This is a genomic window from Arthrobacter sp. ZGTC412 (assembly GCF_002929215.1).
Classification (GTDB): Bacteria; Actinomycetota; Actinomycetes; order Actinomycetales; family Micrococcaceae; genus Arthrobacter.
On sequence record NZ_PJII01000005.1, the window covers coordinates 195,309 to 216,271 of the forward strand.

The following is a 20,963-nucleotide window of genomic DNA, read 5'->3' on the forward strand; positions in this document are numbered from 1 at the left end:
CTCCAACCAAGGTAAGAGGCCGGCTAAATCGGTGTACTGCAGCCTAGAGATGCCGGCCTGGCTGCCTGCGCTACAGCTGCACGCAGTTGCCTCGGGTACCGCCCGTCTCCTATGCAACCGACCTCAGCCCCAGTAGCGGGTATGCATGAATACAGTCCGAAGCACCGCCTTAGTGTTCAAACCCACTTGACCGTTTGGCATGGAAGTTTCTGGTTGCTGAGTCCACTCGCAGGAAGCCAGGCATGAACGCTACCGGCACGGCAACAAGGCAACCATGCAGTTTAGGCCCAATTGAGATCTCCGACAGGAGCAATTGACCGTACAGTGCTATTTAGCGGAACTAGTAGACGGGATAGAGGTACTGATGGGAGAGGCAGGAGTCGCAGGATCCAGAGCTCGGAAGGCGCGTGGTTTCGGCTGGTTTCAAGACCCTTCATCGGTGGTAGAGAGGAGCGCCAGTGGTTTAACGGTTAGCGCTTAGTGAGCACCACATCCATCGCAACGTACTCTGCAATCAAATCACCTATGTTGTCATTCGCAGCCTACTGGTCACTATCAATTTGCGCGCCCAAAAGCCTCCGCGTCTGCGAATGCAGCGCCAACGCCTGTGGCGCTGTTTCACGTGAAACGAAGACGGTCTTCGGCCTAGTAGTACCGAAGAGCGCCAAGGAAAGCTGCAAGGTGTCACCGCGCTCAATGGCTCAGCCCAGCTATAGTGGTGTCAGACGACGCGGGAAGGCTGGAGCAATAGAACCATGTCAGCCGCCATCCAGAGCGCACTCACCACTTGTCCGTCAACAAGACACCGAAAGCCGGCGGCTCCCAAGGTCTAACAGCCTAGGATCCCTGCATGGTCCCTCAAGCTCCCGATAACGACAAGGGATGGTCTAGTGCATACGTAGCAAAGGAACGCGGATGGGTTCCGCCCTAAGAGTCGAGCGGGACACAATTCCAGCCTCAGGGGAGCCTACGCTGTTCCTCACGCACTTAGAGCAGCGCGGATAAGGCAGTTACATCTACCCCGGGCCGGCTTAGCGCCGGGCCCGCATACTGTTTCACGTGAAACTCCAAAATCATACCCGGCGAAACGCAGAGAAGTACTGAAATCCGCACCTCCGAAACCGCGCTCCTAAACCTGGGAGAACGTCCTGATAAAGCTCTGTCCGAGCTCGGGCCGAGCTAAGGACTATCACTGGTTCAGCCAAATCGCGTGTACCACGAGCAATACACGTACATACAGGACGCATCGCACTGCTTACGCGGGAAAGATTCATTGCACTGGCGCATCAAAGGAGCTCGGCACGCGACTACCTGAGCACAAGGCCGCACTCTTACAAGCCCCTAAAACGGCTAAAACGCTTTGCCCCGGGCTACCTAGTTCTCAGAACCAGGAGCGAGGACGTCCATGATCCGGTTGAGATCCTCAACGCTGGCGAATTCAATGCTGACCCTGCCCTTGCGTACGCCCAAGGAGATCTTCACGTTCGTGTCCAAGCGGTCGGAAAGTGAAGACGCGAGGTAGTCCAGGCGCTCGTGACGCGCTCCCGGGCGGGGAATGTTGTTCTTCGCCGGTTTAGTCGGGTCCTGGTACAGAGCCACAGCTTCTTCCGTGGCGCGAACGGACATGCCTTCAGCCACGATGCGCTGCGCCAAACGTTCCATAGCCGCCGCGTCGGGAAGTGCCAGCAGGGCGCGTGCGTGGCCCGCAGACAGCACTCCGGCTGCAACCCGGCGCTGGACCAGCGGCGGCAGCTTCAGGAGCCGAAGGGTGTTAGATACCTGAGGGCGGGAGCGGCCTATGCGATCAGCCAACTGTTCGTGCGTAGTACCGAAGTCTTCGAGCAACTGCTGGTAGGCGGCTGCCTCTTCCAAAGGGTTGAGCTGACTCCGGTGAAGGTTCTCAAGCAGTGCGTCCCGCAACAGATCATCGTCGGCGGTATCCCGGACGATTGCAGGGATGGTGTCCAGTCCCGCAGCCTGTACTGCACGCCAGCGCCGCTCGCCCATAACGAGCTCAAAGGGTTCTCCACCGGATTCGGTTGAGTTTCGGACGACAATTGGCTGGAGGACTCCGATTTCGCGGACGGAGTGAACAAGCTCCGCCATATCGTCCTCATCGAAGACAGCACGCGGCTGTTTCCGGTTGGGATGGATATCTGAAACACGAATTTCTGCAAACCGGACGCCGGGGACCGGCACAAGCTCCACGCCGGTATCCGAACCAAATGAATCAACGGAATCTTCGTTTAGGGTCTCCAGGACTTTGGGGGAGTCCCCTTTAGGGGAGTTCGCCGCTTCAGAATCCGTTGTGACCGCGGACTTCCCTGCAGCCTTGGCACTGCCGGCTGTCTTCGGTGTTGAGTCGCTGGCCGAGTTACTGACAGCGGGCGTTGACTCAGATGCCCGCTGCACTGCGGATGACTTCGCTGCAGTCGTTTTACGCGAGGTGCTGCCCGGAGTCCTGGAAGCAGAATCTTTGGTGCCCGCAGGCTTGGTGGCGCCATTACTTGTCGGCTCTGATTGCTCCACCGATAAAGTAACCGCAACTTCCTCGGGCTCAGCAGTCTTCCTGCGCCCCTCGGGGAAAAAGAGATCGACGGGACGCGAAACCGCTGCGCCATTGCCCGCCCCATTCGCACCGGCGGAACTTGGAATCAGTGCGCCAAGACCGCGGCCTAAGCCCCGTCGCTTCTCGCTCATGGGTAAATCCCTCCAGTGGTAGAGCACGGTCTGGCCGCACTCCAGTTGTTGCAGTTCTTGAAGATATTAGCGTTCTGCTATTTCAGCAGCGGCTTCCAGGTAGGACAGAGCTCCACTGGATGAGGGGTCGTAGGTCATCACGGTTTGTTGGTAACTCGGAGCTTCGGAAATACGAACCGAGCGCGGCACGACCGCAGACAATACTTGTTCGGGGAAGTGTTGGCGGACCTCAGCGGCGACCTGGGCAGCGAGGTTGGTTCTGCCGTCGTACATGGTCAGAAGGATTGTCGAGACCACGAGGTCAGCGTTGAGATGCTTCTGGATCATCTCGATGTTCTTGAGAAGCTGGCTCAGGCCTTCCAAGGCGTAGTACTCACACTGAATCGGAATGAGGACTTCACCCGCCGCGCAAAACGCGTTGACTGTCAAAAGCCCAAGGCTTGGCGGGCAGTCGATAAAGATGTAGTCTAGGCGCTCTTCGCCCTTCTTCGCGCGCGCCTTTGCATAAACATCAATGGCCCGGCGCAGCCGCTGCTCACGAGCCACAAGGGACACGAGTTCAATTTCCGCCCCCGCCAGGTGGATGGTTGCCGGTGCGCAAATGAGGTTGCCGATATCGGGGCACTGCGCAACCACATCGGCCAGGGGAACATCGTTGATGAGGACGTCATAGATGCTGTCCACATCCGCGTGGTGCTCGATGCCCAAGGCGGTGGAAGCGTTGCCCTGGGGGTCGATGTCGATAACCAGGACATTCAAGCCCGCAGCGGCAAGGGCGGCAGCGATGTTCACCGTGGTGGTGGTCTTGCCTACGCCACCTTTTTGGTTGGACACCGTGAAAATACGCGTCTTCTCGGGACGAGGCAGCTGGCGCCCTACCAGCCGTTCACGCCGGCGGGTCTCGTGGGCAAGTTCACGCGCGATGGGGCTCGAATCATCGATTGCGTCGATGATGTTAGCTCTACCTGTAGACGTTGTTTCACGTGAAACCAACACCGGCGAAGAGTTTGATACCCGCTTCGGTTGATTTCCCAGGAAACCCGAGGCGGCGGAAACAGCACCAGCGAGAGAACGCGCTGACCCCAATGACACGAACGGCGGTATCCGTTGCGTGGAGGCTTCGCTACTGGTCACTGGGGCACACTCACTCTCGTTCAGCTATTTTTGCTGCCGTTGACTAGCCTAACTGCTTACCCCGGCAGACTGTTGCCGCCGGGCCTACCCTAGGCCTTCTTTTGGGACTTGTTTACAACGATGCGCACTACGGTGGTGGGCTCTTCCAGCAGGTTGTCGCCCACCGTAACGACAGATGTCTGAACGCCCCCCAGTTTGCGGATGACCTTCGCTGCCTTCTCGATTTCCTCGGCCGCACTGCGGCCCTTGATAGCAACGACTTCACCATGCCCACCGAGCAGGGGAATGGTGAGGCCAGCGAGGTTACTAAGGGCAGATACGGCCCGCGCCGTCACAACGTCGGCCTCCACATGGCCAACGGCAAGTTCGGCGCGTGTCCTCATGACCGTCACGTTGTCCAGACCCAGATCATCGACCACTTCCTGCAGCCAGATCACCCTGCGCTCCAGCGGTTCGATCAAAGTGAGTTCCAGGTCCTGGCGCGCGATCGCCAGGCAAAGGCCTGGCAGCCCGGCACCACTGCCGACGTCGGCAACATGGCTTCCCTGCGCGATCTCGCTTTCAATGACGGCACAGTTGAGGACGTGCCGCCCCCACAAACGGGGGATCTCCCGGGGTCCGATAAGCCCACGCTCAGTTCCGGAGGTGGCGAGGTGTTCCACGTACCGCTTAGCAAGGTCCAGGCGGTCGCCAAAAATCTTTTCAGCCGCCAGAAGCTCAGCTGCCGTGATATCAACCATGATTAGCGAATCAGCAATTCTCTAGTCCGCGGATACAACGATGTGGCGTCCGGCGCCTTCGCCCTCGGACTCGCTCACCAAGCCGAGATCAGCGACAGCGTCGTGGACAATCTTGCGCTCGTAGGCACTCATAGGTTCGAGGGCCACAGCCTCGCCGGTCTTCTTCACAGCGGCCGCTGCATCTTCGGCGATCTTCTGCAGGTGGCCAGTGCGTTCCTGCCGGTAGCCGTTGATGTCCAGTACCAGCCGGGACCGGTTTTCCGTTGCGGACAGGACTGAGAGCCGGGTCAGTTCCTGCAGGGCTTCAAGGACTTCGCCGTCCTCGCCCACCAGGCTGTCCAGGGTGTCGGACTCTTCCTCGGTAACGATCGAGATGTACGTGCGGCCGTTGCGGACCTCGATGTCGATGTCACCGTCGATGTCCGCGATGTCCAGCAGTTCCTCGAGGTAATCCGCCGCAACGTCCCCCTCTTCCTCAAGCCGGCTGGCGGAGGGAACCTTGGGGGTGGACGCGTCCTCGGCCACGGACTCGTCCTGATCGTCGATGATCTCGTCGGAAAGGGCGTGTTCGGTACTCTCGGCTGACATTACTTCTTCTTCCTGTTCTTGCGTTGTGGCTGGATGCGCTGGCTCTTGGCCTGCGCCACGGCAGCGGCGGCAGCAGCTGCGTCGGCGTCCTCGTCCTTCTTGCCACTCAGGATCGAGAGGGCCGGAAGGCCCTTGGCGGCACGGCGCTCGGCGAGGGCCTTGGCGGCGGGGGATCCCGGCGTCGGCATGCGGCGGATGACAAAGAACTGCTGGCCCATGGTCCAGAGGTTGGTGGTCGTCCAGTAGATCAGAACACCAATGGGGAAGTTGATGCCGCCAACACCGAAGACGATGGGCAGGATGTAAAGCATCATCTTCTGCTGGCGCATGAAGGGGCTGGCCATGGCTTCCTCAGACATATTCTTGGCCATGATCTGCTTCTGCGTGATGAACTGCGAGGCAGTCATGGCAAGGATCATCAGGATGGAGAGGATCCAAACAGCCACCTGGTTTCCGTCGCCGCCATGAAGCAGGGAGGCGGACAGTGTGGCACCGAAGATGGTGGAGTCATCGAACTGCACAACCTGCTCGTGGCTCATGGCGCCGATGCCCTCGCCCTCGCGGCTCGCCGTCGAAATCCCGGACAACACCGTGAACAGCGCAAAGAAGAACGGCATCTGGATCAGCATGGGCAAGCAGGCGGAGAACGGGTTGGTCCCATGCTTTTTGTACATGGCCATCTGTTCCTGGGCCATCGCCTGGCGGGACAGCTGGTCAGTCTTGCCCTTGTACTTGTCCTGTAGCTTCTTCAGGTCCGGCTGCAGCAGCTGCATGCCGCGCTGCGCCTTGATCTGCTTCACGAACACCGGGATAAGGGCGGCACGGATCACCAACACCAGGCCGATGATGGACAAAGTCCAGGTCCAGCCCGAGGCTTCGGGCATGCCAATGGTGCTCAGGCCCTCGTGGAAGCCCACCATGATGATGGACACCAGCCACTTGAACGGAAACATGATTGTTTCAAAGAAGTCCATACTTATCCCTATTCGTCAGGCCGCCGTGCGGCCTTCTCCATCAGTCCGAGCAGCCAGGTACTTGTCCGGGTTGTTCAGCACAACAATTGTGGGGGTCTGGCTGACAGGCCATTCCCGGTGGCCGGCGGGGACATGGTCCACACCACCGGCATTCCATGGATGGCACCGGCCAAGGCGGCGGACGGCAAGCCAGCTTCCCTTGACGGCACCATGGACGGTAATCGCTTCAAGGGCATAGGCCGAGCATGAAGGAAAGAATCGGCAGACCTGGCCGTACAAGGGAGAAATCACCTTGCGGTATGCGGTCAACAGAAGAATAAGGATGTTGCGGGGCAGGTTCCAGAGAAACCTTCCGGCAGCGGCAGCAGCAGGACGGAGATAGGTGACGACGACGGCGGTGGCGTTACGCACGCAGTGTCCCCTCCTGTGTTGTACCGGCCGAACCATTGCCAACAGCCCGGGCAGGGCGGCTTGCCAGCCGGGTCATAGTCGCTGCCAGTGCGGCGTTGTAATCCGACAACAGCTGATCCCAGCTCGCGGACGCGGACGCAGGAAGCGCCCGGACCACTATGGCAAAGCCAGTACCGTACTCGCGCAGCGAGGCAGCACCCGCTTCTCTCAGTCTCCTCTTAACGAGGTTCCTGACCACAGCGTTCCCGACACCTTTGGAAACGATAAACCCGATCCGGCTGGGTTCGTCAGCAGCAATGGCTGCCGCATATAACACTACGTTCCGGCGTCCATTGCGGACACCGGAACGTACAGTTGTTGAAAAATCGGATGCAGTCCTCAAACGGTTACGGGTGGCCAGCACCTTAAACTCGCAAAGAAATGTCTACCGACGAGTCAGTATTTAGGCCGACAGCTCGGTACGGCCCTTGCCACGACGGGCTGCCAGGATGGCGCGGCCGGCACGGGTACGCATACGAAGGCGGAAGCCGTGCTTCTTGGCTCGACGGCGGTTATTCGGCTGAAAAGTCCGCTTGCTCACGTTAGTTACTCCAGTGGATCAAAGGTGCGCCCACCCGATCAGTAAAGGGGAAGAACTGGCCGACGCTAAGTTTTGTATATGCACGCTTCCCCCGGCTGCCCAAACGCACTGCGTTTGAGAGATTCAGATGGGGCCAAAAAGCGGACACAAAGGACTTCACAACGTTAGGGCAATTTAAGCCCCTGAGTCAAACCGGAGCAGGGCGCAGGTGCTATCCACAGCTGTGGCCAACCGCCGCTTCCGACCTGTGGATGAAGTGGCTCACAGGGCCCTTTTCAGAACGACAACGGTGTAATTATCCACAAGCTACTTGCCAGCTATCTTCTAGGCTTTTCATCCCCTAGAGTTGCCCAGTAGCCGATTATCCACGTGCTGTGCATAACCCTGTGGATGAAGCTGAACCCATCCTGGTTCAAGACTCGCGGCTGCAGGCAATGCAGGCAAAGCAAGTTTTGAGGGAACCGATTGATGACAGTAGACGAAGCCAACCACGCCAATACTGTCGGAAGTTCCTGGCGGCGTGTGATCACCCTGCTGGAGCAGGACCACCGCGTGACGCCGCGGCAGCGTGGCTTTGTCATCCTGGCCCAGGCCCAGGGACTGATCGGCTCCACCCTGCTGGTTGCCGTCCCCAACGAACTCACCCGCGAAGTGCTGCAAACCCAGGTCAAGGACGCTCTGGACGATGCGCTGCACAACGTGTTCTCAGAAGACATCCGCTGTGCCATCGATGTTGACACCGATCTGGTGCCTGTCCACGTAGAGCCGGAACCCGTCGTCGAGCCTTCCTTCTCGCCAGACCAGCTCATCGAGCAGAAGCCGCAGCCCATGCTGCCCAGCACCTCCCACGAGTTCGGCCGGTTGAATCCCAAGTACGTGTTCGACACTTTCGTGATTGGCTCCTCCAACCGCTTCGCCCATGCCGCCGCCGTCGCCGTGGCAGAAGCACCGGCCAAGGCCTACAACCCGCTGTTCATCTACGGCGACTCCGGGTTGGGAAAGACGCACCTGCTGCATGCCATCGGTCATTACGCCCGGCGCCTGTACAGCGGGATCCGCGTCCGGTACGTCAATTCGGAAGAATTCACCAACGACTTCATCAACTCCATCCGCGACGATGAAGGTGCCAGCTTCAAAACCACCTACCGCAACGTGGACGTCCTGCTGATCGACGACATCCAGTTTCTGGCCGGCAAGGACCGGACGCTGGAAGAGTTCTTCCATACCTTCAATTCGCTGCACAACAACAACAAGCAGGTGGTCATCACCTCGGACCAGCCACCCAAGCTGCTCGCCGGTTTCGAAGACCGCATGAAATCCCGGTTCGAGTGGGGCCTGCTGACGGACATCCAGCCGCCGGAACTCGAAACGCGCATCGCCATTCTGCGCAAGAAGGCGCTTAGCGATTCTCTCTCCGCCCCCGATGATGCCCTGGAGTACATCGCGTCCAAGATCTCCAGCAACATCCGCGAACTCGAAGGTGCCCTCATCCGGGTGACCGCCTTCGCCAGCCTCAACCGGCAGCCAGTGGATGTCGCCCTCGCCGAGATGGTCCTCAAGGACCTCATCACCGACGACGGCGCCCAGGAAATCACTTCGAGCCAGATCCTCACGCAGACTGCGGACTACTTCAAGCTCAGCATGGAAGAGCTCTGCAGCAAGTCGCGCACCAGGACCCTGGTCACCGCCCGCCAGATCGCCATGTACCTGTGCCGGGAGCTGACAGACATGTCCCTTCCCAAGATCGGGCAGGAACTCGGCGGCCGTGACCACACCACGGTGATCCACGCGGACCGCAAGATCCGCGAACTGATGGCAGAGCGCCGTGTGATCTACAACCAGGTGACAGAGCTGACCAACCGAATCAAGCAGCAGCAGCGCGACTCCTAGGGGAGCATCTATACCTTATTAACAGGTGCATGTGGATAAGCCTGTGGATAGTTAAGGGGACAACCGCGGTTAATGGGCTTAAAACCCTTAAGGCGCCTGTGGATTCGAAAAATCGCAAAAAATGTTGTCCCCATCCACACCCTGTTTAAAACCTGCTCCACCCACACCCCATGAACAGGGCTTAACCGCCGGATCCTGCGGACGGACGAGGTTATCCACAGTTTCCACAGCAGTTATTAACACTACTAATCCCAAAAATTTGAAGTCCCTCAAATAACAACTTCGATCTCCCGCCCCGCACCGAGGGGCCCATGGCCCAAAGGGACCTGGCACTGCAGGACGGGGGATGGGTTAATCGCTGATCTTCCGGCTAAGCTGTCAGCAGCGCTCCCATCCTTGGGTTTCTGCGTGGTCCAGGCAGTACAGACCATGCAGGTTCAGGTGTCGGGACAACTCCTTTTGAGACTTCCTGCGGGAAGTTCCCGAGCAAAATCGCAGCAGCAATGAAAGGCGGCACCCTTCCGTGAAGTTCAGAGTCGATCGGGATGTCCTGGCAGAAGCCGTCACCTGGACAGCCCGCTCGTTGTCTCCGCGGCCGCCCGTCCCCGTCCTTTCCGGTCTTCTTTTGAAGGCTGAAGCAGGCACGGTCAGCCTCTCGAGCTTTGATTACGAGACCTCCGCCCGCCTCGAAATCGCCGCTGATATCCGGGACGAAGGCACCATCCTGGTTTCCGGCCGCCTCCTGGCAGATATCTGCCGCAGCCTCCCCTCGGCCCCGGTCGACGTCGAGACCGATGGCAACAAGGTGACCCTGACCTGCCGCCGAAGCAGCTTCCACCTGGCCACCATGCCCGAAGCTGAATACCCGCCGCTTCCGGCACTTCCGACCGTCAGCGGAACGGTTCCGGGTGACGCCTTTGCCCAGGCCGTCTCCCAAGTGATCATCGCTGCCAGCAAGGACGACACCCTCCCCATCCTCACTGGCGTTCGGATGGAGATCGAGGACGACCTCATCACGCTCCTCGCCACGGACCGCTACCGCCTCGCCATGCGTGAGGTGCCGTGGAAACCGGTAACTCCCGGAATCTCCACCAGTGCCCTGGTCAAGGCAAAAACCCTGAATGAAGTGGCCAAGACCCTGGGTAACAGCGGCGATATCCATCTCGCCCTTGCAGATGACGACAGCCGCCTGATCGGGTTCGAAAGCGGCGGCCGCACCACTACCTCATTGCTGGTGGACGGCGACTACCCGAAGATCCGCTCGCTCTTCCCGGATTCAACACCAATCCACGCAACCGTGCAGACCCAGGAACTTGTGGAAGCGGTACGCCGCGTGTCCCTGGTGGCTGAACGCAACACCCCCGTCCGCCTTGCCTTCACTCAGGGCCTGTTGAACCTTGACGCCGGCACCGGTGAAGACGCCCAGGCCTCTGAGGAACTGGAAGCCCAGCTTTCCGGTGACGACATCACGGTTGCCTTCAACCCCCACTACCTGGTGGAAGGCCTGAGCGTGATTGAAACCAAGTTCGTCCGGTTCTCATTCACCACGGCACCAAAACCCGCCATGATCACCGCCCAGGCAGATGCCGATGGCGAGGACCAGGATGACTACCGTTACCTCGTGATGCCGGTCCGCCTCCCCAACTAGTCCCCACCGCCACCCTCGCCTCGCAAGCTCGGCCAGGGAACCCTGGCGGCGTGGGCCCAGACAGCTGTTGTCGTTCTGGGCCCCAAAACGACAACCGACACCCAATGCAGAAAGAGAACCCGCACTATGCACATTGGACTGATCGGCCTCGGCAAAATGGGCTTCAACATGCGCGAACGCCTGCGCAAGGGCGGTGTGGACGTCACCGGGTATGACCGCAACCCGGACGTCACCGACGCCGACTCCATCGATGAGCTCCTTGCCGCAGTTCCAAGTCCACGGCTGATCTGGGTGATGGTTCCCGCCGGGGACATCACGGACGCCGTCATCCGGGAACTCAGTGAAAAGCTTGACGAGGGCGACCTTGTGATCGACGGCGGCAACTCCCGTTTCACCGAAGACCAGAAGCACGGGGAACTCCTCGCCACCAAGGGCGTCCGCTTCGCGGACTGCGGTGTTTCCGGCGGCGTGTGGGGGCTGCAGAACGGATACGGGCTGATGGCCGGCGGCGATGCAGCCGACATCGAACGGGCACTTCCGGTGTTCGACGCCCTGCGTCCGGAGGGGGAACGCGAAGACAGCTTCGTCCACGTGGGCGGTGTCGGCGCAGGCCACTACGCCAAGATGGTGCACAACGGCATCGAGTACGGCCTCATGCAGGCGTACGCCGAGGGCTACCAACTGCTCGCTTCCAAGGACATTATCAACGATTTGCCTGGCACTTTCCGCGCCTGGCAAAAGGGCACGGTGGTCCGTTCGTGGCTGCTCGACCTCCTGGTCAAGGCACTCGACGAGGATCCGGGACTGCAGAACATCGACGACTACGTTGAGGACTCGGGCGAGGGCAGGTGGACTGTGGAAGAAGCCATTGCCAACGCAATACCCGCGCCGGCCATCACGGCCGCGCTCTTCGCCCGCTTCGAGTCCCGCGAGGACAGCTCGCCGGCCATGAAGATGGTGTCCGCACTGCGCCACCAGTTCGGCGGACACGCAACCCGTCCTGCCAAGTAGCCACCACCGGGAACCTTCAAGGTTCCCAGAATTGCCGAACCCCGCGTGTACCTAGAACACCTTTCCCTGACTGACTTCCGCAGTTATGCCCAGGTTGACCTTGCCCTGGGCCCGGGCGTCACCGTCCTGGTAGGGTACAACGGCATCGGCAAGACAAACCTGATGGAGGCCATCGGCTACCTGGCCACCTTGAGCTCCCACCGCGTCAGTTCGGACGCGCCGCTTTTGCGCTTCGGCACCGACCGCGCGCTCGTCCGGGCAAGGCTGGTCCGCGGCGAGCAAATTACAGTCCTGGAACTGGAAATCAACGCCGGCCGCGCCAACCGCGGGCGCATCAACCGTAGTAACCCTGTGCGCGCCCGCGATCTGCTGGGCATCTGCCAGACAGTGCTCTTTGCCCCGGAAGACCTGGCACTGGTCAAGGGTGATCCCTCAAACCGGCGCCGTTTCCTCGATGAGCTGCTTGCCAGCCTCATTCCGCACCACGCGGCCACGCGCAGCGACTACGACAGGGTGCTGAAACAACGCAACGCCTTGCTGAAGTCCGCCCGCGCCGGCAAGTTCACCTCCGCGCATGAGGCAACACTGGATGTGTGGGACCAGCACATGGCCAAGGCCGGTGCCGAGCTGCTGTACGCGCGGCTTGAACTGGTGGAGCGCCTCCGCCCGCACCTGGCCCGGGCCTACGCTGAGCTGACTGACGCGTCAAAGCCCGCTGACGCCGTTTACCGCTCCACGCTTCAGGACCAGATGGACGACGACGGCGCCACCTTGCTGCGTGATGGCGGCACCGGAGCCGGGACTGCTTTGGCGGAAGCGGAGGACCTGCGCCAGCTGACCGTTGAGCAGTTGACGGAACGGTACGTTCGCGCCTTCGCCGACGCACGCCGGAAAGAACTGGAACGGGGCATCTCCCTGGTGGGCCCGCACCGCGATGAACTGGAGCTGGTCCTGGGCCAGGCACCCGCGAAGGGCTATGCCTCGCATGGCGAAACGTGGTCCATGTGCCTTTCGCTGCGGCTCGCTTCCTACTACGTGATGCTCGACGATGCCCGCACCGGAGGGTCCGCCCCCATCCTTATCCTGGATGACGTTTTTGCCGAGCTGGACGTCCAGCGCCGGCGTAAACTGGCGGCAATAGTCTCAGGTGCGGAACAGGTCCTGGTGACCGCCGCCGTCGACGCCGATATCCCGGAAGAGCTGTCCGGCCGGCGGGTGAAGGTCATCGCGGGAGGTATCGATGAATAGGGACGGGCAAGAATCCGGCGGCCAGCAACCTGGCGGCAAACAACCCGGCGGCTCTGACGGCCGCGTCCCGGACAACATCGATGCGCCCCAGGCTGCCTTGAACAGAATGCGGGAGGCCGCTGCAGCGCGTGGCGAGATCCGCCGGGCTGCAACGCGCCCCGGGACCCAAAAGGCCAAACGGGGAATCCGGGACACCCGCGGCTTCAGCCAATTCCATGCCACCGGCCGCGATCCCTTGGGCCTCGGCAAAGTAGTGGGACGACTGGTGGCTGAACGCGGCTGGACGTCACCGGTTGCGGTCGGTTCCGTCATGGCGGAGTGGGCCACCCTGGTTGGACCGGAAATCTCAGCCCACTGCACGCCGGAAAGCTTCACCGACACCACGCTGCACGTCAGGTGCGATTCGACGGCCTGGGCCACACAATTGCGGCTCCTCAGCCTGAGCCTGCTGGAGAAATTCCGGGTGGAACTGGGTGATGGAGTTGTCACCAGCATCCAGGTCCTTGGACCCTCCGCTCCGAGCTGGCGCAAGGGTGGGCGGTCCGTCAACGGCCGGGGACCCCGCGACACCTACGGATAGCCCGCCGTCGAACTCTTGAAAATCCCCTGATTGGCGTGTAGCGCCCTGCAAGGGCCGGAGGGTGTATAGGCACCCGGAGGCCGGACTGTTGGAGCGCCCAAGGTGGGATCTATGGCCTGCAGTGGGCACATCGGCCGCCATCCACGCCCCTGGAATGCGGGGATACTGCGCGTTTCGCGGTAGAATCGAGTAGATAACTGGGCGCGGGTGAAACGTTGACTGAGTCCGTTTTCCGCAGGCTTCCAGCACGCGGACATCGGGTTCCGCCATCAGCTAGTAACCGGCGCTATAAGTTTGTGCCTGCCGGCAGATGACTTTCCTGGTGAACCCAGGGAAAGATTCGGCCGGCCATCATCGAGAACAGAGGAGTCGACAGCGCCTGTGGCTAACGACAATACGGATATTCTGGCAGTTGAACCCGCAGTCGAGGATGCCCGCACGCCTGACACCCCTGCGGAAGCTGCCACCCCGCGTGAGTACGGCGCCAGCGACATCACTGTCCTTGAAGGCTTGGAAGCGGTTCGCAAGCGCCCGGGCATGTATATCGGCTCCACCGGACCCCGCGGGCTCCACCACTTGGTGTACGAAGTGGTGGACAACTCCGTGGATGAGGCCCTGGCCGGCTACTGCACACACATTGAGGTGGTGCTCCAGGCCGACGGCGGCGTGAAGGTTGTGGACGACGGCCGCGGTATTCCCGTGGACATGCACCCCACCGAGCACAAACCCACCGTCGAAGTTGTTATGACCATCCTGCACGCCGGTGGCAAGTTCGGCGGCGGCGGCTATGCCGTATCCGGTGGGCTGCACGGCGTGGGTATCTCCGTTGTCAACGCGCTCTCCAGCAGGGTGGACACCGAAGTCCGCCGCCAGGGCCACGTCTGGCGGATGTCCTTTGCCGACGGTGGCAAGCCCCAGGGCAGCCTGGTCAAGGGTGAGGAAACCGACCACACCGGAACCACCCAGACCTTCTACCCGGACGCCGGGATCTTCGAAATCACCGAGTTCGATTTCGAGACGCTGCGCGCCCGCTTCCAGCAGATGGCATTCCTCAACAAGGGACTGCGCATCACCCTGACGGACGAACGCACCTCGGCCAGCGACAGCGAAGCGGACGCCGACCTGGATCTTGACGGTGTAGTCACCGAGGGCGAGGTCAGCGCTGAGCACCGCACGGTGGTTTACCAATACAACGAAGGCCTGCTGGACTACGTCAAGCACTTGAACTCCGGCAAGAAGGTGGAAGTTGTCCACGAGGACGTTATCGCCTTCGAAACCGAAGACAAAGACCGCAAGATAGCCCTGGAAATGGCCATGCAGTGGACCAACGCCTACTCAGAAAGCGTCCACACCTACGCCAACACCATCAACACCCATGAGGGCGGTACCCACGAAGAGGGTTTCCGTGCTGCCATGACGTCCCTCATCAACCGCTACGCGCGCGAAAAGGGAATCATCAAGGAAAAGGACGACAACCTCACCGGTGACGACATCCGTGAGGGCCTCACCGCCGTCATTTCCGTCAAGCTCGCTGAACCCCAGTTCGAAGGCCAGACCAAAACCAAGCTGGGCAACTCTGAGGTCAAGGGCTTCGTTCAGCGTGTTGTCACCGACGGCCTCGGTGACTGGCTGGAACGGAACCCCGGCCCAGCCAGGGACGTGATCCGCAAGGCAATTTCGGCTGCGCAGGCACGTATGGCCGCCCGCAAGGCACGCGACAACGCCCGCCGCAAGAGCCCGCTGGAATCCTTCGGCATGCCGGGCAAGCTGTCCGACTGCTCTTCCAAGGACCCGGAGAGGTGCGAGGTCTACATCGTGGAGGGTGACTCGGCAGGTGGATCCGCCAAGCGCGGCCGAAACCCCGAGACCCAGGCCATCCTTCCGCTGCGCGGCAAGATCCTGAACGTGGAGCGCGCCCGCCTGGACAAGGCATTGGGCAACGCAGAGGTACAGTCCATGATCACGGCGTTCGGTACCGGCATCGGCGAGGACTTCGACCTCGCGAAGCTGCGGTACCACAAGATCGTGCTGATGGCAGACGCCGATGTGGACGGCCAGCACATCACCACCCTCCTGATGACCCTGCTGTTCCGCTACATGCGTCCGCTGATCGAGAACGGCTACGTCTACCTCGCACAGCCGCCGTTGTACCGCATCAAGTGGTCCAACGCCGCCCACGACTACGTCTACAGCGACAGGGAGCGCGACGCGAAACTGGTTGCCGGCCAGGCAGCCGGGCGCCGCATCCCCAAGGACAACGGCATCCAGCGCTACAAGGGTCTCGGTGAAATGGACTACACAGAACTGTGGGACACCACCATGGATCCGGACCACCGCACCCTGCTTCAGGTGACCATGGACGACGCCCTCGCCGCGGACCAGATCTTCTCCGTCCTGATGGGCGAGGACGTGGAATCACGCCGCAACTTCATTCAGCAGAACGCCAAGGACGTCAGGTTCCTGGATATCTAAGCGCACCGCTTTCGCATATTCCAGAACTGACATATACCTGAAACGGAAATAGAAAATGAGCGACGAAACACCCGAGAACCCGGTCCCCGAGGCCGGGAACCCGGACACCGTTCTTGAAGGCGATGTGCTGACGGACCGCGTGGAGCAGGTGGACCTGCAGACGGAAATGCAGCGGTCCTATCTGGATTACGCCATGGCCGTTATTGTAGGCCGCGCCCTCCCGGATGTCCGGGACGGCCTGAAACCGGTGCACCGCCGCGTGCTCTACGCGATGTTCGACGGCGGCTACCGCCCGGAGCGCTCCTTCAACAAGTGTGCCCGTGTGGTGGGCGAGGTCATGGGCCAGTACCACCCCCATGGCGACACCGCGATCTACGACGCCTTGGTCCGCCTGATCCAGGACTGGACCATGCGCTACCCGCTGGCCCTCGGCCAGGGCAACTTCGGCTCGCCGGGCAACGACGGTGCTGCTGCGCCCCGTTACACCGAGACGAAGATGGCGCCGCTGGCCATGGAAATGGTTCGGGACATTGACGAGGAAACAGTCGATTTCCAGGACAACTACGACGGCAAGAACCAGGAACCCACCATCCTGCCGGCCCGGTTCCCCAACCTGCTGGTCAACGGATCCTCGGGCATCGCCGTCGGCATGGCCACCAACATTCCGCCGCACAACCTCCGCGAGGTAGCTGACGGTGTGCAGTGGTACCTATCCAACCCGGGCGCCAGCCGCGAGGATCTGCTGGAAGAGCTCCTCCTGCGGGTCAAGGGCCCCGATTTCCCCACCGGCGCCACCATCCTGGGCCACAAGGGCATCGAGGATGCGTACCGGACCGGCCGCGGCTCCGTGACCATGCGCGCCGTAGTGAACGTGGAGGAACTGCAGGGACGCACCTGCCTCGTGGTCACCGAACTGCCGTACCAGGCGAACCCGGACAACCTGGCCATCAAGATCGCCGAACTGGTGAAGGACGGCAAGATCCAGGGCATCGCCGACCTGCGCGATGAAACTTCCGGCCGGACCGGCCAGCGCCTGGTCATCGTCCTGAAACGCGATGCCGTGCCGAAGGTAGTGCTGAACAACCTTTACAAGCACACCGAGCTGCAGAGCAACTTCTCCGCCAACATGCTGGCCATCGTCGACGGAGTCCCGAGGACGCTGAGCCTCGATGCCTTCATTCGGCACTGGGTGACCCACCAGATGGATGTTATCGCCCGGCGCACCCGGTACCGGCTGCGCAAGGCCGAGGAAGAAGCCCACATCCTGCGGGCGCTCCTCAAGGCACTGGACATGCTCGACGAAGTCATCGCCCTCATCCGCGCTTCCAACACCACCGAGGCAGCACGCGACGGCCTGATGGAACTGCTGGATATCGACGAGCTGCAGGCCCGGGCCATCCTGGACATGCAGCTGCGCCGCTTGGCGGCTTTGGAGCGCCAGAAAATCCAGGACCGGCATTCAGAGCTTGAAGCCCTCATTGCCGAGTACAACGAGATCCTCGGCTCCGAGCAGCGCCAGCGTGAAATCATCAGCAATGAGCTCGGTGAAATCGTCGCCAAGCACGGCGATGACCGGCGTACCAAGATCCTCATGGGCTACGACGGCGACATGTCCATGGAGGACCTCATCCCCGAAGAGGAGATGGTTGTCACCATCACCCGCGGCGGCTACGTCAAGCGGACCCGGAGCGACAACTACCGGTCCCAGCAGCGCGGCGGCAAGGGCATCAAGGGTGCCCAGCTTCGCGGCGACGACGTGGTGGAACACTTCTTTGTCACCACCACCCACCACTGGCTGCTGTTCTTCACCAACCTCGGCCGGGTCTACCGCGCCAAGGCGTACGAGCTGATGGAAGCGGGCCGTGATGCCAAGGGCCAGCACGTGGCCAACCTCATGGCGTTCCAGCCGGACGAGCACATCGCCCAGGTGCTGGACCTAAAGGACTACCAGCAGGCGCCTTACCTTGTTCTCGCCACCAAGCGGGGACTGGTCAAGAAAACGCGGCTGGAGGACTACGACACCAACCGTTCCGCCGGCGTGATCGCCATCAACCTCCGCGACGGCGACGAGCTGGTCTCTGCACAGCTGGTTTCTGAAACTGATGACCTGTTGCTGGTGTCCCGCAAGGGCCAGTCCATCCGCTTCACCGCTACAGAGGACGCCCTGCGCCCGATGGGCCGGGCCACCTCCGGTGTTACAGGCATGAAGTTCCGCGAGGAGGACGAGTTGCTGGCCGCGAACGTGGTGACCGACGGCTCGTACGTGTTCATCGTGACCGAGGGCGGCTACGCCAAGCGCACCGCGGTCGACGAATACCGGCTCCAGGGACGCGGCGGCCTGGGCATCAAGGTCGCCAAGCTGGCAGAAGGACGCGGTGACCTGGTGGGAGCGCTGATTGTCCAGGAAGAAGATGAAGTGCTGGTGGTCATGGAGGGCGGCAAGGTTGTCCGTTCCTCCGTCGCCGGTGTCCCCGCCAAGGGGCGCGACACCATGGGCGTAATCTTCGCCAAGCCGGACAAAAACGACCGGATCATCGAAGTGGCGCGCAACAGCGAACGCGGTCTCGAGGGCGAGGAATCGCTTGAGGATGACGTAACGTTGGCAGAAGATGGCGGTTCCCCGGAGGAAGCCGCAGAGTCAGCACTGGCAGAAGAATCACCGGCCGTAGAGTCAGAGGACGCCTCGGGCGACGCTGAGCCGAACGAAGACAACACGGAGGTAACGAGTGAGTAATCCGGACTCATTTCCCAAGCCGAACACTTCTGTTCCCGAGGGAAGCCGGCCCTCGGCTGCGCCCCGCGTGAACGCTCCTGTTCGTCCCCAGCAGCGGCCGGCAGCCCCGGCAACTGCTCCAGGCCAGCGCCCGTCGGCTCCCGCTCAGCGCCCCGTCCAAGGTGACCGTCCGACGTCGGGCCAGCCAGCCCCACGCACGGCTCCGGGAAGTCCCGTACAGGGTCAGCGGCCCTTGCAGGGCCAGCCCGGCCAGCGGCCGGCACAGGGAAACCCCGCACAGGGCCAGCGTCCTGCGCAGGGCACGCCCGGACTGGTGAAGCCGGCGCCGAAGGCCAAGGTCAGGCGTGCCCGGCTGCTGGTCAGCAAGGTGGATCCTTGGTCTGTGTTGAAGATGGCGTTCCTGCTGTCGGTGGCGCTGGGGATCGTCACCGTGGTGGCCGCAATTGTTCTGTGGACCGTCCTGGACCTTACAGGGATCTTCGACCAGGTGGACAGCCTCCTGGGTACCCTTGCCGGCTCTGAGGGCGGCGGCTTCGAGCTGAAGAAGGTTGCTTCGCTGGGCCAGGTGGCTTCCTTTGCCACCATTATCGCCGTGGTGAACGTTGTCCTGCTGACCGCGCTCTCCATGCTCTCTGCCGTTCTCTACAACATCGCTGCCACCCTGGTGGGCGGCATCGGCGTCACCCTCACCGACGATTAGGTCCCTGTTTTCACCGGACAGTTGCCGGTGGAAGCGCCCGATTTGAGATCGGGCCGGGATGTGCTGTAAAGTCATGTCTCGGCCCGATGAGGTATCGGGGCGTATAGCTCAGGCGGTTAGAGCGCTTCGCTGATAACGAAGAGGTCCCAGGTTCAAGTCCTGGTACGCCCACGGAACCTGTGCAGGTTCAAGTGGAGGTTTGGTTCGCATTACTGCGGCCGGACCGGAATGGGGAGCATGTGAAGAAGTTGCTTGTACTGGCAGCCGCAATCGCAGGCATCCTGGTCTACCGCAAAGCACAGGAATCTGAAGCCCGGAAAACAGTCTGGAGCAAGTCAACCGATACGGTTGACTAGGCCGGACACCTGGTCCCGGGGCTGGTCAGCAGCCCCTTGGTTCTAGGGTATGATGGACGGGTTGCTTCTTATGGGGGCATGGCGCAATTGGTAGCGCACCTGCTTTGCAAGCAGGGGGTTCGGGGTTCGAGTCCCCGTGCCTCCACCATAGGAAAGTCCCGGTTAGCGTCAAGCGCTAGCCGGGACTTTTGCTTTGCCCCGCGGCAGCCGACATTAGGGTTGGACAGTGAACTTCTTTCTTGCGGCCCTGGGCGTGCTGGGCGTTGCGTCCTCCGGCCCCCTGATAGCTGCCACCCTTGGAGCTACCAGTGTGAGTGCGCTGGCCATAGCCTTCTGGCGGAATGCCATCGGCGCCGCCGTCATGGCCACCCCCACCCTCATTCGTGAGCCGGCCCAGTTCGGCAGGGTCACAAAGGCGGAGTTCCGCTGGTCCGTGCTGGCCGCCGTCGCACTGGCCCTGCACTTTGCCTGCTTCATCACGTCCCTGCAGCTGACGTCGGTTGCCGCAGCCACAGCCCTGGTCTGCCTCCAGTCCGCGTGGATCGCCGTCTTCCAGCTTTTCCGGGGCACCAGGCACCGCTGGCAGGTGCTGGCCGGGCTGGGCATCGCCTTTGGCGGCGTCGTGGCCATCACTGGCTTCGACATGGGATCTTCTCCCGAAGCCCTTACGGGAGACCTCTTGGCTGTGGCCGGTGGAGCCTTGGCCGGACTTTACACGCTAGCGGGCGGTAAGGCCCGGCAAAGCATGACCACGGGGACCTACACCACGCTGTGCTACGGCATGTGTGCTGCCCTGGTGGCCATGCTGGCACTGCTTGGCGGCCAGCCGCTGGTGGGCTTCGAGGCGGCCGGGTGGCTCGGCATTGCGGCCATCACCGTCTGCGCACAGCTCATCGGGCACACTGCGTTCAACCACCTGCTGGCCACCATGAGTCCGCTCCTGGTGTCGATGATCATCCTGCTGGAGATCCCCGGCGCGGCCCTTCTCGCAGCTATGTTCCTCGAGGAGGTGCTCCCTGCCGGCACGTACGCCGGACTGGTGCTCATTCTGGTGGGACTCGCCGTCGTCGTCCTCGGACAAAAGCCCGGGAGGGCAGCGTGGCGGGGACGGGATAAAGGTACAGGCAACGCTGATGGACCGCCGGAGCGTCCCCTGGCGGAACTGGGGACGGACTGATCGTGCGCGAAGTCCAGGCT

At 61.6% G+C, this 20,963-nt stretch carries 18 protein-coding genes and 2 tRNA genes; 12 read left to right on the plus strand and 8 right to left on the minus strand.

The features are described 5' to 3' along the window. Window positions 1-1,374 precede the first annotated feature (1,374 nt). The 8 genes from CXQ88_RS09165 to rpmH all read right to left on the minus strand — a co-directional run bounded on the left by CXQ88_RS09165 (window position 1,375) and on the right by rpmH (window position 7,127). Window positions 1,375-2,700, minus strand: coding sequence for a ParB/RepB/Spo0J family partition protein (locus CXQ88_RS09165; RefSeq protein WP_104043844.1), 1,326 nt, complete (start codon window positions 2,698-2,700; stop codon window positions 1,375-1,377). 66 nt (window positions 2,701-2,766) lie between these two features. Further along, window positions 2,767-3,834 carry a ParA family protein gene (locus CXQ88_RS09170; protein WP_306736559.1) on the minus strand — a complete coding sequence of 356 codons (1,068 nt, stop codon included), beginning with the start codon at window positions 3,832-3,834 and terminating at the stop codon, window positions 2,767-2,769. A gap of 89 nt (window positions 3,835-3,923) precedes the next feature. Next, window positions 3,924-4,574: a 16S rRNA (guanine(527)-N(7))-methyltransferase RsmG gene (rsmG, locus tag CXQ88_RS09175; protein ID WP_104043845.1), complete on the minus strand. Its 651-nt coding sequence runs from the start codon at window positions 4,572-4,574 to the stop codon at window positions 3,924-3,926. 21 nt (window positions 4,575-4,595) lie between these two features. Next, window positions 4,596-5,162, minus strand: a complete 567-nt coding sequence (locus CXQ88_RS09180) for a Jag family protein (RefSeq protein WP_104043846.1) — start codon at window positions 5,160-5,162, stop codon at window positions 4,596-4,598. Beyond that, window positions 5,162-6,136 carry a membrane protein insertase YidC gene (gene yidC, locus CXQ88_RS09185; RefSeq protein ID WP_104043847.1) on the minus strand — a complete coding sequence of 325 codons (975 nt, stop codon included), beginning with the start codon at window positions 6,134-6,136 and terminating at the stop codon, window positions 5,162-5,164. Before yidC ends, CXQ88_RS09180 begins: the two co-directional genes overlap by 1 nt. 15 nt (window positions 6,137-6,151) lie before the next feature. Next, the gene (yidD, locus tag CXQ88_RS09190) at window positions 6,152-6,547 is read right to left on the minus strand and encodes a membrane protein insertion efficiency factor YidD (protein WP_258061784.1); all 396 of its coding nucleotides are present in this window, start codon (window positions 6,545-6,547) and stop codon (window positions 6,152-6,154) included. Next, a complete protein-coding gene (gene rnpA / locus CXQ88_RS09195; protein WP_104043849.1) occupies window positions 6,540-6,950 on the minus strand; it encodes a ribonuclease P protein component in 411 nt (136 codons plus the stop codon). Before rnpA ends, yidD begins: the two co-directional genes overlap by 8 nt. Window positions 6,951-6,989: 39 nt before the next feature. After that, window positions 6,990-7,127 carry a 50S ribosomal protein L34 gene (gene rpmH / locus CXQ88_RS09200; protein WP_003800212.1) on the minus strand — a complete coding sequence of 46 codons (138 nt, stop codon included), beginning with the start codon at window positions 7,125-7,127 and terminating at the stop codon, window positions 6,990-6,992. 468 nt (window positions 7,128-7,595) lie between these two features. On the opposite strand from rpmH, the gene dnaA reads away from it, so the two are divergent. The 12 genes from dnaA (at window position 7,596) to CXQ88_RS09255 (ending at window position 20,943) form a co-directional block, all read left to right on the plus strand. Continuing rightward, window positions 7,596-9,017, plus strand: coding sequence for a chromosomal replication initiator protein DnaA (gene dnaA / locus CXQ88_RS09205; protein ID WP_104043850.1), 1,422 nt, complete (start codon window positions 7,596-7,598; stop codon window positions 9,015-9,017). A 523-nt stretch (window positions 9,018-9,540) separates the two neighbouring features. Further along, window positions 9,541-10,665, plus strand: a complete 1,125-nt coding sequence (dnaN, locus tag CXQ88_RS09210; protein ID WP_104043851.1) for a DNA polymerase III subunit beta — start codon at window positions 9,541-9,543, stop codon at window positions 10,663-10,665. A 126-nt stretch (window positions 10,666-10,791) separates the two neighbouring features. Next, window positions 10,792-11,676, plus strand: coding sequence for a phosphogluconate dehydrogenase (NAD(+)-dependent, decarboxylating) (gene gnd / locus CXQ88_RS09215; RefSeq protein ID WP_104043852.1), 885 nt, complete (start codon window positions 10,792-10,794; stop codon window positions 11,674-11,676). A 45-nt stretch (window positions 11,677-11,721) separates the two neighbouring features. Beyond that, window positions 11,722-12,924 (plus strand): DNA replication/repair protein RecF, encoded by a 1,203-nt coding sequence (gene recF, locus CXQ88_RS09220; RefSeq protein ID WP_104043853.1) that lies wholly within the window; start codon window positions 11,722-11,724, stop codon window positions 12,922-12,924. After that, window positions 12,917-13,504, plus strand: a complete 588-nt coding sequence (locus tag CXQ88_RS09225) for a DUF721 domain-containing protein (protein WP_258061785.1) — start codon at window positions 12,917-12,919, stop codon at window positions 13,502-13,504. The genes recF and CXQ88_RS09225 overlap by 8 nt, the downstream gene beginning before the upstream one ends. A gap of 381 nt (window positions 13,505-13,885) precedes the next feature. Continuing rightward, a complete protein-coding gene (gene gyrB / locus CXQ88_RS09230) occupies window positions 13,886-15,976 on the plus strand; it encodes a DNA topoisomerase (ATP-hydrolyzing) subunit B (protein WP_104043854.1) in 2,091 nt (696 codons plus the stop codon). A 55-nt stretch (window positions 15,977-16,031) separates the two neighbouring features. Then, complete coding sequence (gyrA, locus tag CXQ88_RS09235) at window positions 16,032-18,710, plus strand: DNA gyrase subunit A (protein ID WP_104043855.1); 2,679 nt, start codon at window positions 16,032-16,034, stop codon at window positions 18,708-18,710. Continuing rightward, a complete protein-coding gene (locus CXQ88_RS09240; protein WP_104043856.1) occupies window positions 18,703-19,410 on the plus strand; it encodes a DUF3566 domain-containing protein in 708 nt (235 codons plus the stop codon). Before gyrA ends, CXQ88_RS09240 begins: the two co-directional genes overlap by 8 nt. 97 nt (window positions 19,411-19,507) lie before the next feature. Then, a tRNA-Ile gene (locus CXQ88_RS09245) sits at window positions 19,508-19,581 on the plus strand. A gap of 68 nt (window positions 19,582-19,649) precedes the next feature. Then, window positions 19,650-19,766, plus strand: coding sequence for a DLW-39 family protein (locus tag CXQ88_RS22100; RefSeq protein WP_018769884.1), 117 nt, complete (start codon window positions 19,650-19,652; stop codon window positions 19,764-19,766). Between the two features lie 72 nt (window positions 19,767-19,838). After that, window positions 19,839-19,914: transfer RNA gene (locus tag CXQ88_RS09250), tRNA-Ala, on the plus strand. Window positions 19,915-19,992: 78 nt separating this feature from the next. After that, complete coding sequence (locus tag CXQ88_RS09255) at window positions 19,993-20,943, plus strand: DMT family transporter (protein WP_104043857.1); 951 nt, start codon at window positions 19,993-19,995, stop codon at window positions 20,941-20,943. The last annotated feature ends 20 nt before the right edge of the window (window positions 20,944-20,963 follow it).

Excerpts from the sequence above, each read along its gene's own strand:
- CXQ88_RS09225 (WP_258061785.1), top strand. The coding sequence starts at position 12,917 with ATGAATAGGGACGGGCAAGAATCCGGCGGCCAGCAACCTGGCGGCAAA.
- CXQ88_RS09180 (WP_104043846.1), bottom strand. The coding sequence starts at position 5,162 with ATGTCAGCCGAGAGTACCGAACACGCCCTTTCCGACGAGATCATCGAC.
- CXQ88_RS09165 (WP_104043844.1), bottom strand. The coding sequence starts at position 2,700 with ATGAGCGAGAAGCGACGGGGCTTAGGCCGCGGTCTTGGCGCACTGATT.
- gnd (WP_104043852.1), top strand. The coding sequence starts at position 10,792 with ATGCACATTGGACTGATCGGCCTCGGCAAAATGGGCTTCAACATGCGC.
- gyrA (WP_104043855.1), top strand. The coding sequence starts at position 16,032 with ATGAGCGACGAAACACCCGAGAACCCGGTCCCCGAGGCCGGGAACCCG.
- yidC (WP_104043847.1), bottom strand. The coding sequence starts at position 6,136 with ATGGACTTCTTTGAAACAATCATGTTTCCGTTCAAGTGGCTGGTGTCC.
- dnaA (WP_104043850.1), top strand. The coding sequence starts at position 7,596 with ATGACAGTAGACGAAGCCAACCACGCCAATACTGTCGGAAGTTCCTGG.
- rsmG (WP_104043845.1), bottom strand. The coding sequence starts at position 4,574 with ATGGTTGATATCACGGCAGCTGAGCTTCTGGCGGCTGAAAAGATTTTT.